The sequence below is a fragment of the Duganella sp. AC237 genome (genome assembly GCF_979254035.1).
In genome coordinates, this window is sequence record NZ_CEEDEW010000003.1 from 1,860,145 (window position 1) to 1,874,760 (window position 14,616).

The 14,616-nt window shown below is 66.5% G+C and carries 9 protein-coding genes; all 9 read left to right on the plus strand.

Annotated features, from left to right (window positions below; all coding sequences use genetic code 11):
* The first annotated feature begins 3 nt into the window (after positions 1–3).
* The 9 genes from kdsB (at position 4) to AC0IYS_RS08705 (ending at position 14,520) form a co-directional block, all read left to right on the plus strand.
* Positions 4–774, plus strand: coding sequence for a 3-deoxy-manno-octulosonate cytidylyltransferase (gene kdsB / locus AC0IYS_RS08665; RefSeq protein WP_471704775.1), 771 nt, complete (start codon positions 4–6; stop codon positions 772–774).
* Positions 775–1,010: 236 nt separating this feature from the next.
* On the plus strand, positions 1,011–1,667 hold the full coding sequence (gene adk, locus AC0IYS_RS08670) for an adenylate kinase (RefSeq protein ID WP_471704776.1): 657 nt from the start codon (positions 1,011–1,013) through the stop codon (positions 1,665–1,667).
* Between the two features lie 156 nt (positions 1,668–1,823).
* On the plus strand, positions 1,824–4,034 hold the full coding sequence (locus AC0IYS_RS08675) for a sodium-translocating pyrophosphatase (protein ID WP_471704777.1): 2,211 nt from the start codon (positions 1,824–1,826) through the stop codon (positions 4,032–4,034).
* A gap of 192 nt (positions 4,035–4,226) precedes the next feature.
* Positions 4,227–4,592 (plus strand): hypothetical protein, encoded by a 366-nt coding sequence (locus tag AC0IYS_RS08680; RefSeq protein ID WP_471704778.1) that lies wholly within the window; start codon positions 4,227–4,229, stop codon positions 4,590–4,592.
* Positions 4,593–4,802: 210 nt separating this feature from the next.
* Complete coding sequence (locus AC0IYS_RS08685) at positions 4,803–5,561, plus strand: SDR family NAD(P)-dependent oxidoreductase (RefSeq protein ID WP_471704779.1); 759 nt, start codon at positions 4,803–4,805, stop codon at positions 5,559–5,561.
* A gap of 93 nt (positions 5,562–5,654) precedes the next feature.
* Positions 5,655–7,445 carry a gamma-glutamyltransferase gene (gene ggt / locus AC0IYS_RS08690; protein WP_471704780.1) on the plus strand — a complete coding sequence of 597 codons (1,791 nt, stop codon included), beginning with the start codon at positions 5,655–5,657 and terminating at the stop codon, positions 7,443–7,445.
* 72 nt (positions 7,446–7,517) lie between these two features.
* A complete protein-coding gene (locus AC0IYS_RS08695) occupies positions 7,518–8,693 on the plus strand; it encodes a patatin-like phospholipase family protein (protein WP_471704781.1) in 1,176 nt (391 codons plus the stop codon).
* Positions 8,694–8,804: 111 nt separating this feature from the next.
* Positions 8,805–13,733 carry a two-component regulator propeller domain-containing protein gene (locus tag AC0IYS_RS08700; RefSeq protein ID WP_471708828.1) on the plus strand — a complete coding sequence of 1,643 codons (4,929 nt, stop codon included), beginning with the start codon at positions 8,805–8,807 and terminating at the stop codon, positions 13,731–13,733.
* 70 nt (positions 13,734–13,803) lie between these two features.
* On the plus strand, positions 13,804–14,520 hold the full coding sequence (locus AC0IYS_RS08705) for a response regulator (protein WP_471704782.1): 717 nt from the start codon (positions 13,804–13,806) through the stop codon (positions 14,518–14,520).
* Positions 14,521–14,616: the final 96 nt, after the last annotated feature.

Consider the following 14,616-nt stretch of genomic DNA (forward strand, 5'->3'; position numbering starts at 1 on the left):
GCGGTGCAGTCCGTCTCCCACCCGGTGTCCCCGTTCATCGTCATCATTCCGGCGCGCCTGGCCTCGACCCGCTTGCCGAACAAGCCGCTGGCCGACCTCGGCGGCAAGCCGATGGTGGTCCGCGTGGCCGAGCGCGCCGCCTCGGCGGGCGCCGCGCGCATCATCGTCGCCACCGACCATGAAGACATCCGCGCCGCCTGCGAACTGCACGGCGTGGAAGTGTGCATGACCCGCGCCGACCATCCGTCCGGCACCGACCGCATCGCCGAAGTGGCGCGCTCCCTGAACCTGCCGGCCGACGCCGTCGTCGTCAACCTGCAGGGCGACGAGCCGCTGATCGACCCGGCGCTGCTGCAGGCGGCGGCCGCCCGCATCGGCGCCGACGTGCCGATGGCGACCTGCGCCCATCCGCTGCACGACGCCGCCGACGCCTTCAACCCCAACGTGGTCAAGGTTGTGTTGGACAAGGCCGGCCGGGCCCTGTATTTTTCCCGCGCGACCATACCGTGGAACCGGGACGCCTTTGCACAGTCCAAAGAAGCACTGCCAGCCGGCTACGTACCGCTCCGTCACATCGGACTGTACGCCTACCGCAATGATTTCCTGCAAGCCTACCCGGCGCTGGACGTCTCGCCGCTGGAATCGATCGAAGCGCTGGAGCAGCTGCGCGTGCTGTGGCACGGCTATCCGATCGCCGTCCATGTCACCGACTCGGCGCCGGCCGCCGGTGTGGATACGCCGGAAGACCTGGCCAGGGTTCGGCTGCTGTATTGATATAGATCAACTTATCGCCATAAATCAATCATAAACAGGGAGCAAGTGCGATATTCATACGGAATATCTCTGTATGCTCCCGTTTTGCCAGCGAAGGGCGGCGCAAGCTGTCACAAATTGGCGTTTAGACGAAGTTTTGTGGTAAGTTTCGTACCAACATAGTCGGACTTACAGTATTTCTACTGTCTCCACGCAAACACTCACCACATCCAAAATCTGTTTTTAGGAATTTTTTCATGCGTCTTATTCTTTTAGGGGCACCAGGTGCAGGCAAGGGCACCCAGGCTAATTTCATCAAAGAAAAATACAACATCCCGCAGATCTCGACCGGCGACATGTTGCGCGCCGCGATCAAGGCCGGGACGGAGTTGGGCGTAGCCGCCAAAAAGGTGATGGATGCGGGTGGCCTGGTTTCCGACGACATCATCATCGGCCTGGTGCAAGAGCGTTTGCAGCAGCCCGACTGCGCCAACGGCTACCTGTTCGACGGCTTCCCGCGCACCGTCGCGCAAGCCGACTCGATGAAGGACAATGGCGTGGCGGTCGACTATGTGCTGGAAATCGACGTGCCGGACGACTCGATCATCGAGCGCATGGACGGCCGCCGCGTGCACCCGGGTTCGGGCCGCGTCTACCACGTCAAGTTCAATCCGCCCAAGGTGGACAACAAGGACGACGTCACTGGCGAAGACCTGGTGCAGCGCGACGACGACAAGGCGGAAACCGTCAAGAAACGTCTGGACGTGTATCACAATCAAACCGAGGTGCTGCTGGGTTACTACAATACCTGGGCACAGTCGGGCGAGCCTGGCGCGCCGAAATACCGCCGCATCGCCGGGGTCGGTCCGGTTGAACAAATTCGCGACAGCGCGTTTGCCGCGCTCGCCGAATAAGCGGTAAAGTAGAGCGGACCGAGTGTCCGCTTTTTTTTAAGGCTGGATGCCCTCCCGATTTGACGTTTTGCAGTTCGCAGGTTAGTCGGCTGTCCCCACCGGACAGCTACTGAAGTGTGGTTTGTAGGCTCGTTCAATAAAAATAAGGGGACATCTATGGCAGCCAGTCTTTGGTTAGCAGTCGGTTGCGGCGTTATCGCCGTGGTTTACGGTTTATGGTCACGTAGTTGGATTTTGCGCCAGGACGCGGGCAACCCGCGCATGCAGGAAATATCCCTGGCGATTCAGCAAGGCGCCGCCGCCTACCTGGCGCGCCAGTACCGCACCATCGGCATTGTCGGCGTGGTGCTGCTCATCCTCATCGGCGTACTACTCGACATCAACACCGCGATCGGCTTCCTGATCGGCGCGGTGCTGTCCGGCGCATGCGGCTTCATCGGCATGAACGTCTCGGTGCGCGCCAACGTGCGCACCGCGCAGGCCGCCACCAAGGGCATGAACGAGGCGCTCGACGTCGCCTTCAAGGGCGGCGCCATCACCGGCATGCTGGTGGTCGGCCTCGGCCTGCTGGGCGTGGTGCTGTTTTATATGTACCTGATCGCCGGCCTGCCGGCCGAGCTTGGGCCTAATTTGCACAAGGTCATCGAACCGCTGATCGGGCTGGCGTTCGGCGCCTCGCTGATCTCGATCTTCGCGCGGCTCGGCGGCGGGATCTTCACCAAAGGCGCGGACGTCGGCGCCGACCTGGTCGGCAAGGTCGAGGCCGGCATCCCCGAGGACGACCCGCGCAACCCGGCCGTGATTGCGGACAACGTCGGCGACAACGTCGGCGATTGTGCCGGCATGGCCGCCGATCTGTTTGAAACCTACGTCGTCACCTTGATCGCCACCATGCTGCTGGGCGCGCTGTTGATGACCACGTCGAGCACGGCGGTGGTCTATCCGCTGCTGCTGGGGGCGGTCTCCATCATCGCCTCCATCATCGGCTGCTCGATGGTCAAGGCCAAGCCGGGCAAGAAGATCATGTCGGCGCTGTACACCGGCCTGTGGTGGGCCGCCGGGCTGTCGCTGATCGGCTTTGCGGTCGTCACCTGGCAGGTCTGGCCGGACGAGGCGATGCGCATGCGCATGCTCGGCTGCACCGTCGTCGGCATCGTGCTGACCGGGCTGATGGTCTACATCACCGAGTACTACACCGGCACCGACTTCTATCCCGTCAAACATATCGCCGAAGCCTCCACCACCGGCCACGGCACCAATATCATCGCCGGGCTGGGTGTGTCGATGAAGTCGACCGCCTGGCCGGTGCTGGCCGTGTGCGCGGCGATTTTGGTCTCCTACCAGCTGGGGCAACTATATGGCGTGGCCATCGCCGCCACCTCCATGCTGTCGATGGCCGGCATCGTCGTCGCGCTCGACGCCTACGGCCCGATCACCGACAACGCCGGCGGCATCGCCGAAATGGCCGGCATGCCGGAATCGGTGCGCGCCATCACCGACCCGCTCGACGCGGTGGGGAACACCACCAAGGCCGTCACCAAGGGCTACGCCATCGGCTCGGCCGGGCTGGCCGCGCTGGTGCTGTTCGCCGACTACACGCATGCGCTCGAATCGGCCGGCAAGAGCATTACCTTCGACCTGTCCAACCCGATGGTGATCGTCGGCCTGATCATCGGCGGCCTGATTCCCTACCTGTTCGCCGCGATGGCCATGGAAGCGGTGGGGCGGGCGGCCGGCGCGGTGGTGGTGGAGGTGCGCCGCCAGTTCCGCGACATCAAGGGCATCATGGACGGCACCGGCAAGCCGGAGTACGACAAGGCGGTCGACATGCTGACCGCCTCGGCCATCAAGGAAATGATCGTGCCGTCGCTGCTGCCGGTGGTGGTGCCGGTGGTGGTCGGCATGCTGCTGGGATCGGCCGCGCTGGGCGGCATGCTGATGGGCACCATCGTCACCGGCCTGTTCGTCGCCATCTCGATGACCACCGGCGGCGGCGCTTGGGACAACGCCAAGAAATACATCGAGGACGGCCACTTCGGCGGCAAGGGCTCGGAGGCGCACAAGGCGGCGGTCACCGGCGACACGGTCGGCGACCCGTACAAGGACACGGCCGGCCCGGCGGTCAATCCGCTGATCAAGATCATCAACATCGTCGCCTTGCTGCTGGTGCCCTTGCTGCCGGCCTCGGGCTGGCTGGCGGTGAGCGCGTCGGTGATGGCCGCGCACGCGCCGGCGCCGGTGCGGACCTTGCCTGCCGACGCGCCGCCGCCGCCACGCCCGGCCTCGCCGTTGACGGAAGGCGCGCCGCTGGCGCCGGGCATGCCGCCACCGCCGCCGCCGGCCTCCGAACCGGCGCCGGCCAGGTAAGCGGGCGCCAGAAGTTACGAATTGTTTCAGGGCCTTTCGTGCGCCGCCATGCCTGCTAATAATATAAATAGGTAGCAGCACTTGGAAGGTGATGAAATGAACTCTCTCAAACCAGACGGGTTGACGGCGGCGTTTTTCCTTGGATCGTTACTTTGCGCCAATGCCTGGGGTGATACGCCCCGGGCGGCGAAGATGAGTGAGGACGCCTACGCCAAGCTTCCCGTGTGCAAGCTCAGCGAGGACGGCAAGCGGCTCGCGGAAGAGCCTTGCCGCACGGCGCCGGCCGCCGCGCCGATGCCGCGCCGGCCGGTGCCGCTGACGATACAGCCGATGCCGAGCAACAAGCTCGCGCCGCAGGTCGCCATGCCCAGGCCGCAGCCGTCCACTCCGATCGAAACGCTGATGCAACCGCCCGGAAACCCGATTCCCGCGATCGGCTGCACCGGCGGCGGCTGCTACGACCCCAGCGGCGCGCGTCACAACACCGGCGCTGGCAACACCACGATCACACCGGCCGGCAAAATGTGCCAACGAAACGGCGCCTGGTTGCAGTGCTGACACTCCAGGGTCAGGTCCGCCATTTCTACACGGCCTGGGCCTTGACGTACCCACCGTAGGGTCAGTGCCGACATTCGGACACGAGCTCAACCGTGATGTGGTCCGGTTCGTGTACGAATGTCGGCACTGACCCCCGGACGTGGGTGGGATTTGGCGCTGTAATCGGTTATGATTGACGTTTACGTAAACGTCATTCGTACAGGGAGATTTATGCAGATCCAGGACAATGTATTCCTCATCACCGGCGGCGCCTCCGGACTGGGCGCGGCCACGGCGCGAATGATCGTCGAGGCCGGCGGCAAGGTCGTGCTGGCCGATGTGCAGGCCGAGGCCGGCCAGGCATTGGCGGCCGAACTGGGTGGCGTCTTCGTCAAGACCGACGTGACCGCCGAGGCCGATGCGGTCCGCGCGGTCGCGGCGGCCGTGGCGCTGGGCACCTTGCGCGGCCTGGTCAACTGCGCCGGCATCGCGCCGGCCGCTAAGACCGTCGGCAAGGAGGGCGCCCATCCGCTCGAACTGTTCCAGCGCACCATCAATATCAACCTGGTCGGCACCTTCAACATGGCGCGTCTGGCGGCCGAGGCGATGGCCAGGAACGCCGCCATCGAAACCGGCGAGCGCGGCGTCATCATCAACACCGCCTCGGTGGCGGCCTTCGACGGCCAGATGGGGCAGGCGGCCTACGCGTCGTCCAAAGCCGCCGTCGCCGGATTGACCCTGCCGATGGCGCGCGACCTGGCCCGCACCGGCATCCGCGTGATGGCCATCGCGCCGGGCATCTTCGAGACGCCGATGTTGATGGGCATGCCGGCCGAGGTGCGCGACGCGCTCGGCGCCATGGTGCCGTTCCCGCCGCGCCTTGGGAAGCCGCACGAATACGCCCATCTGGCCAAGGCCATCATCGAGAACACGATGCTGAACGGCGAGACCATCCGCCTCGACGGCGCTATCCGCATGCAAGCCAAGTAAAACGGTTTAAACGATTTCGTGTAGGATGCCAGAATGATCGGGCGCGGCTAAGGGAGCCTTTCCCGGCAGGCGCGCCCTCTATTTGGAGAGCCCATGATTCGTTTGAAGACACTGGCGCGCAGCGCCGCACTGGCCATACCGCTGCTGGCCGTTTTGCACGCGCCGGTTTACGCGCAACGCGCGACCGCGGATGCCGCACCGGAAATCGCCACCGGCTACGCCGAGAAGGCCGGCAAGTCCTCGCAAAAATTCATGGTCGCCGCGGCCAACCCGCTGGCCACGCAGGCCGGCTACCAGATGCTGAAGCAGGGCGGTTCGGCGATCGACGCGGCCGTCGCCACCCAGCTGGTACTGACACTGGTCGAGCCGCAATCGTCCGGCATCGGCGGCGGCTCCTTCATGCTTTACTCGGACGGCAAGCGCGTGCAGTCGTACGACGGCCGCGAAACGGCGCCGGCGGCGGCCGATGAACACCTGTTCCAGGACGCCGACGGCAAGGCTGTCTCGCGCGAGATCGGCGTGATCGGCGGCCGCTCGGTGGGCGCGCCCGGCGTGCTGCGCATGCTGGAGCTGGCGCACAAGCAGCATGGCAAGCTGCCGTGGAAAACCCTGTTCGCGCCGGCCATCAAGCTGGCCGAGGAGGGCTTCGCCGTCAGCCCGCGCCTGAACGCGCTGATTTCCTACGACCGCTACCTCGCCCGCGATCCGGTCGCCAAAAAATACTTCTTCGACGACGACGGCAAGCCGCGCCCCGTCGGCTACCTCCTGAAAAACCCGGAACTGGCGCGCACCCTGCGCGAGATCGCCGCCGGCGGCGCCGACGCCTTTTACAAAGGCCGCATCGCGCGCGACATCGCCGCCAAGGTAGCCTCGCATCCGACCAATCCGGGCAAGCTGACCGCCGCCGACATCGCCGGTTACCAGGCCAAGGAGCGCGCGCCGGTCTGCAGCGACTACAAGGCGTGGACCGTGTGCGGCGCGCCGCCGCCGTCGTCCGGCGGCATCGCCATCGCCCAGATGCTGGGCATCCTGGAGGTCAAGGACATCAGCCCGTACAAACCGGTCGACGGCATGCCGACCGCCGAAGGCATCCACCTGTTCTCGGAAGCGGGCCGGCTGGCCTATGCGGACCGCAACCGCTACGTGGCCGACACCGATTTCGTGCCGTTGCCGGGCAAGGGCGTCAGCGCCATGCTCGACAAGGCCTATCTGGCGCAGCGCGCGTCGCTGATCGGCGAGCGCTCGATGGGCCGCGCCAACTACGGCACGCCGGCCACCATGCAGGTGGCGTGGGGCGCCGACACCGCGATCGACAAGCCGTCGACGTCGCACTTCGTGGCGGTCGACGCCTTCGGCGGCGGGCTGTCGATGACCACCTCGGTCGAAGACGCCTTTGGCGCACGCCAGATGGTCGACGGTTTCATGCTCAATAACCAGCTGACCGACTTCTCGTTCGATTCGCAGGACGCCGACGGCCCGATCGCCAACCGGGTGCAGGCCGGCAAACGCCCGCGCAGCGCGATGTCGCCGACCCTGGTGTTCGACAAAGGCACGCACCGGCTGGTGCTGGCCACCGGTTCGCCCGGCGGCTCGGCCATCATCAATTACGTGGCCAAGGTGCTGGTCGGGACGCTGGACTGGAAGCTCGACGTGCAGCAGGCCATCAGCCTGCCGAACATGGGCAGCCGCAACGGACCCACCGAGATCGAGGCCAAGAGGGTGGCGCCGGCGGTGATCGAGGAGCTCAAGGCGCGCGGCCATCAGGTGCGCGAGGGGGATCAAAACTCTGGCCTGCAGGGCATCCAGCGCCGCGTCGTCGACGGCAAGGCGCAGTGGTTCGGCGGCGCCGATCCGCGTCGCGAGGGGATCGTGCTGGGGGATTGAGTTTGTGGCAAACGTCGCCGAAAAGCCGCAGGCGCCTTCCCCAAACGCTGCATACCCTGCTAACCTTGGCGCATGGGAATTCAAAAGAAAACAGGCTTGATCCTGACGGGAGGCGGTGCCCGCGCGGCCTACCAGGTCGGCGTTCTACAGGCGATCTCGGAGATACTATGGGAAGCGGGCTGGCCGCCGGCGCGTAATCCTTTCGACATCATTTGCGGCACGTCGGCCGGCGCGATCAACGCCACCGCGCTGGCCTGCCGTGCCGACAACTTCGGCGAGGGCGTGCAAAAGCTGCTCGACGTCTGGCAGCATATCGAGGTCGAACAGGTCTACCGCGCCGATTCGCTGGGCGTGATCCGCTCCGGCGCGCGCTGGCTGTCGTTGCTGTCGTTCGGCTGGCTGCTGCGCAAATGGCGCGCCGCGCCGCCGGCGTCCCTGCTCGACAACACGCCGCTGGTCGGCCTGCTGCACCGCATGCTCGACCTGCCGCGCCTCGACGCGGCGCTGTCCGAGGGCCTGCTGCACGCGCTGGCCGTCACCGCCTCGTCCTACACCGCCGGCAACCACCTGACGTTCTACCAGACCGCCGCCGACATCGCGCCGTGGATACGCATGCAGCGCGTGGCGCTGCAGGACCAGATCGGCGTCGAGCACCTGCTGGCGTCGTCGGCGATCCCGTTCATCTTCCCGGCCACGCCGCTGTACATGGGCGGCCACCGCGAATACTGCGGCGACGGCTCGATGCGCCAGCTGGCGCCGATCTCGCCGGCGATCCACCTCGGCGCCAGCAAGGTGCTGGTGGTGGGGGCGGGGCGCCTGACCGAGCCGACGCGCAGCGCCGCCGAAAAAAGTTCGGCGCGCTATCCCAGCCTGGCGCAGATCGCCGGCCACGCGATGTCGTCGATCTTCCTCGATTCGCTGGCGGTCGACATCGAGCGCCTCGAGCGCGTCAACAAGACCTTGTCGATGCTGCCGCCGGAGCTGCTCGAACAAACTCCCCTCAAGCCGGTCAAGCTGCTGGTGATCGCGCCGTCCGAACGGCTGGACGATATCGCCAGCCGCCATATCGCCAGTTTGCCGGCGCCGATACGCACCATGTTGTCGGGAATCGGCGCGACCGAAACGCGCGGCGCCGCATTGGCCTCGTATTTATTGTTCGAATCGACTTATACTTGCGAGTTGATCCGCCTCGGTCAGCGCGACACCCAGGCGCGTAAAGAGGACGTGCTGGCCTTCTTTGAATCCTGAATTTGAATCCTGACCACCGACTGCGGGACCGTTTTGCCGTGTTTTAGACGCCAATTTCGACGCTTGTTCGCACACTTGCTGGTGCCGCTCCTGCTGCTGTGGGGACTCGGCATGGCCGCCGCATGGGCCGGCGCGCCGCCGCGCACCCTGCGTTTCGAGCAGCTCGGCGTCGAGAACGGGCTGGCGCAGGAATCGGTGCTGGCCATCGCCCAGGACACGCAGGGCTTCATCTGGCTCGGCACCCAGGCCGGCCTGACCCGCTTCGACGGCTACCGCACCGTCACCTACAAGAGCGCCGTCTCCGACCCCAATAGCCTGGTCGACAACTGGGTGCGGGTGCTGCACGTCGACGGCACCGGCCGCATGTGGGTGGGCACCGACGGCGGCCTGGATCTGTTCGATCCGGCCACGCGCCGTTTCACCCATTTCGCGCCACAGGAACCGGGGCAGCGCGGCAACGGCAACCGCCACGTGCGCGCCATCGTCGACGATGGCCTGGGCGGCCTGTGGGTGGGCAGCGCCGACGGCCTGCACCACTTCAACCCCTCCACCAGGCGCTTCACCAGCTGGCACCACGACGCGGCCGATGCGGGCAGCCTGGCCAACGACCAGGTCAACGCGCTGGCGCGCGACGCCGCCGGGCGGCTGTGGGTGGCCACCGCCACCGGCCTCGATATGCTGGCGCCGGGCGCGGCGCACTTCCGCCACTACACGATGGACGCCGGCGGCGACAGCCGCTTCAACGCCGTGCTGTCGCTGCAGGTCGACAGCGCGCAGACGCTGTGGATCGGCACCATGGGCGGACTGGAACAATGGCGCCTGCTCGGGGTCGAGCCGCAGCGCCGCCGGCTGGGCGCGCGCGAAGGCATCAACCCCGGGGTCAGCGTCACCACCTTGTACGAAGATGTCGAAAACCAGATCTGGGTCGGCACCCAGGCCGACGGCTTGTTCCGCTGGCTGCCGGCGGAGAACCGGCTGACGCAGTACCGCCACCAGTTCAGCGATAGCCACAGCGTGGCGGACAACCAGATATCGGCCTTGTTCCGCGACCGCGTCGGCACCTTCTGGGTCGGCACCTGGAACGATGGCGTCAGCCGCGTCGACATGGGCAGCGGCGGTTTCGCGCGCATCGTGCGCCAGTCAGACATGCTCAACTCCGTGTCCGACAACAAGGTGCGGGCGATCGTCGCCGAGGGCGGCACCAAGCTGTGGCTGGGCAGCGGCGGCGGCTTGAACCTGTACGATCCCGTCACCGGCGAGAGCCGGGTGTGGCGCCACGATCCGCGCGACCCCAATAGCCTGAGCGACGACCAGGTCACCGCGCTGCTGCGCGAAAAAAACGGCAACCTGTGGATCGGCGGACGGGCCGGCGTCAACTACCTCAATCCGGCCACCGGCGCGATCCGCGCGGTGTCGTTCATGAGCGCGGACGTCGGCAGCGACACGGTGCGCAACATCGTCGCCGACCGCGGCGGCATGCTGTGGGTCGCGAGCCGGGGCGGCCTGCACCGGCTCGATCCACGCACCATGGACGTGCGCACCTTCCGCCACAACCCGGCCGACGGAAACAGCCTGGCCGACAACGTGGTGCGGCCGATCCTGGAGGACCGCCGCGGCCAGCTGTGGGTGGGCACCTTCAACGGCCTCGATCTGCTGGACCGCAAGACGGGGCGCTTCCGCCACTTCCGCCGCGACGCCGCCGATCCGTCCAGCCTCAGTCACGACGAGGTGCACTGCCTGTACGAGGACGCGCGCGGCACGATCTGGGTCGGCACGGCGGCGGGCCTGAACCGGATGGACGTGGCCTCGGACGGCAGCATCCGCTTCCGGCGCTACCTGCGCAAGGACGGCATCGCCGACGACGCCATCGCCTCCATCCTGCCCGACAACGCCGGCAACCTTTGGCTGAGCACCAACAGCGGCTTGTCGCGGCTGAACATCGATTCTGGCCTGGTGCGCAATTACAGCGGCGCCGACGGCACCATCGAGGGCGCCTACTTCGACGGTGCCGCGCTGCGCACGCCGGACGGCACGCTGTACTTCGGCGGCTTTAACGGCATCACCGCCTTTTCGCCCGGGGACGTGCGCGAAAACAGCGTGGCGCCGACGGTGGCGATCACCGACTTCCAGATCTTTAACAAGTCGCTCAAGGCCGGGCAGGGCGACCATCCGAAGGTGCTGACAACCGCCATCGAGCACACCAGCGCGCTGACCCTGAGCGAGAACGATTCCGTGTTCTCGCTGGAGTTCGCGGCGCTGCACTACGCCGCGCCCCAGCGCAACCGCTTCGCCTATCAGCTGCAAGGCTTCGACGAGGACTGGGTGGTGACCGACGCCACCAAACGCTTCGCCACCTACACCAATCTCGATCCGGGCACCTACACCTTCCGCGTCAAGGCCGCCAACAAGGACGGCATCTGGAACGACAACGCGGCCACGCTGGCAATCACCATCCTGCCGCCGTTCTGGAAAACCTGGTGGTTCCGCAGCGTGATCGCGTTCCTGTTGCTGAGCGCCGCCTACGCGGCCTACCACGCGCGCGTGCGCAGCCTGCGCCGCCAGCAGCAGCGGCTCGAGCAGCTGGTCGGCTCGCGCACGGCGGAAGTCGAGCATAAGAACCTGCTGCTGCAGCAGCAGAAGCAGGAGCTGGAGCTGCGCCGGCTGGAGGCCGAAGCCCAGCGCGCCGAGGCCGAACAGCGCCGCCTCGACACCGAACGGCAGAAGAAGGAAGTCGAGCTGCAGAAGGAAAACGTCGAGCAGGCTCACCGCAACATCTCGGTGCTGAGCGAGCTGGGTCGGGAGTTGAGCGCCACCCTGGACATGGAAACGTCGATGCTGACGCTGTACCGCCACGTGCATCATCTGATGAGCGCCCAGATCTTCGGCATCGGCTTCGTGCGCGAGGACGACGGCGTGATCGATTTCCCGTTCGCGATCGAGGGCGGCGTGCGCACGCGGCCCTACCAGCGGCGGCTCGATGATCCGAACCAGCTGGCGGTGTGGTGCGTCACCCACCGGCAGCCGATTTTCATCAACGACATGCGCGCCGAGTACCGCGATTACATGGACGATTCCGGCCTGGAGTCGGTGATGCTGTGCGTGCGCGAGGATGGCGTGCAGCTGGCCGCCGCGCAGTCCACCCTGTACGCGCCGCTGATCGCCGGCGACAGGGTGGTCGGCCTGATTTGCGTACAGAGCACGCATAAGGACAGCTACCAGCGGGTGCACATGGACATCCTGCAGACGCTGGCGTCGCACGCGGTGGCGGGGCTGGAAAACGCGCGCGCCTACCAGCAGCTGGAGGAGGCGCTGCAGACGTTGCGCCAGACCCAGGACCAGCTGCTGCTGCAGGAAAAGCAGGTGCGCCTGCACACCGAGGAGCTGGCGCTGGCCAACCGCGCCTTGCAGGACAACGACGAGCGGCTGCGCCTGGCCAAGCGGAAGGCGGAGGACGCGACCCGGCAGAAATCCGAGTTCCTGGCCAATATGAGCCACGAGATGCGCACCCCGCTGGCCGGCGTGATCGGCATGCTGAACTTCGCGCTGCGCGACGGCCGGCTGCAGGACGGCACCCGCGAGCAGATCCTGCGCGGCCAGGCCAATGCGCAGTCGCTGCTGTCGATCATCAACGACCTGCTGGACTTCTCCAAGATCGAGGCGGGCAAGCTGACCATCGAGAACATCGACTTCTCGCTGTCGGCGGCGGTGCAGAACGTGGTCGGCCTGTTCGAGGAGCAGGCGGCGGCGCACAGCGTCGGCTTCCGCCTGGAGTTCGGCGACGGCCTGCCGCAGTTCGTCGTCGGCGATCCGACGCGGCTGCGCCAGGTGCTGGTCAACCTGGTCGGCAACGCCTTCAAGTTCACCCAGCACGGTTCGGTCATGATGCGCATCGAGCGCCTGCCCGACGATGTGCACGGAAATCGGGATGCGCGGGCCGGCCGCAAGGGGGCGGTCAACCGCATCCGCTTCTCGGTCGCCGACACCGGCATCGGCATCGAGGCCGATGCCATCCCGCGCCTGTTCCAGCAGTTCGAGCAGGCCGACGCCTCCACCACCCGCCGCTACGGCGGCACCGGCCTTGGGCTGGCGATCTGCCGCCAACTGGTGGAGCTGATGGGCGGCAGCATCAGCGCCGTCAGCACGCCGGGGCAGGGCAGCGTGTTTTCGTTCGAGCTGCCGCTGGCGAACGGCGTGCCGCCGCCGCTGGTGCCGCATGTGCCGCGCGAGCCGCACAGCCACCAGCTCAAGGTGCTGTGCGCCGAGGACTTCCCCACCAACCAGATCATCATCCGCATGATGCTCGAGGACCTGGGACACAAGGTGGACATCGCCGCCAACGGCGTGCTGGCGGTCAAGGCCTGTGCGCTGACGCGCTACGATTTGATCCTGATGGACGGCCGCATGCCGGAGATGGACGGCGCCAGCGCCACGCGGCTGATCCGCTCGGGCGGCACCGAAGCGTCGCCGGTGCGCGACCAGGAGCTGATGATCATCGCGCTGACCGCCAACGCCAGCGAGGAGGACCGCAGCCGCTACCTGGCCGCCGGCATGGATGATTTCCTCACCAAGCCGATCGACGAGGACAAGCTGCACTTCCAGTTGAGCCGCGCGATCGAGCGCCAGCTGCAGCGCGGCGTCAGCCTGCCGCGCATGGAGCCGCGCCGCCATCCCGCCATCGGCACGACGGAACTGGACGCGATGTTCGGCGTCGAGCCGGCCGCCTCGGAGCCGGCCAGGCTGGCGCAGCACAGCGGCGCCGGCGGCGATCTGAAAGCGCGCCTGCGCATCGCCTTCAACCTGGACGCGCCGCTGCGCCTGGCGGAGCTGGAGCAGGCCTTGGCCGGCGGCGACGGCGACACCGCCAGCCGCCTGCTGCACGGCATGAAGGGCAGCGCGGGCTATCTGGAGGAGCAGGAGCTGCAGGCCCTGTGCGGCGAACTGGAACTGTGCGCCGACCACGCCGACTGGCGGCGCATCGCCGATGCCATGCCGAAGCTGCGCATACTGCTGGAACAGGCGGGAGCGACTAGCACGCTGTAAGCCGCTTAAGTTGGCGACACCGGGATTGATGCCCTGTTTATAATGCAGGATCAAAGGCACAGGGAATGACATGAAAGTTCTGGTGGTCGACGACGACGTCGTCTCGCGCATGGTGTTGATGCATTTGATCGACAGCTGCGGCAAGTTCGACATCGTGGAAGCGGAGGATGGCGCCGACGCATGGCGGCAGCTGCGGGACGGCTTGCGGCCTGCTATCTGCTTTTGCGACCTGCGCATGCCCAATATGTCGGGCATGGAGTTGCTGCAGCACGTCAAAGGCGATGCAGACCTTGAAGGCATGCCGTTCGTGCTGGTGACTTCGGCGTCCGACAAGGACACCTTGCAGGAAGCCACCCATGCCGGCGCCGCCGGCTACATCGTCAAGCCGTTCCAGGCGGAGCAGGTGCGCGTGCACCTGGCCGGCTTCCTCGACCAGGCGGCCAGCGGTTCCGGACACCAGGCCGAGGACCCGGTGGAGACATTGCGCCGCCTGGGCATCAACGCCGAGCGCCTGCTGGTGTACCTGAGCGGGTTTCACAACCAGCTGGCCGCCGCCGGCGGCGATCTCGAAGCGCTGCTGGCCGGTGGCGGCCAGCACGAAGCGCAGGCACGCATCGACCGGCTGCACGCCGGTTGCGTCACCCTGGGCCTGGACGGCGCCGCCGCCGCGCTGAAGGGTTTTGCGCCGGGCCGCTTGTCCAACGAGGCGGTTCAGGCGGTGTTGTCGGACGTGATACGCGCGGTCGATCAACAGGCCGAATCGGTCCGCAAGAGCACCTCCGCCTGACCCGCGTGTTGATTTTGCTCCGGGGTTGTTCCGCATATTTGGCTTGATGTTGATATAGTTTAGGTTTAAAGTATCTTCGACATTGCCACTCCAGGG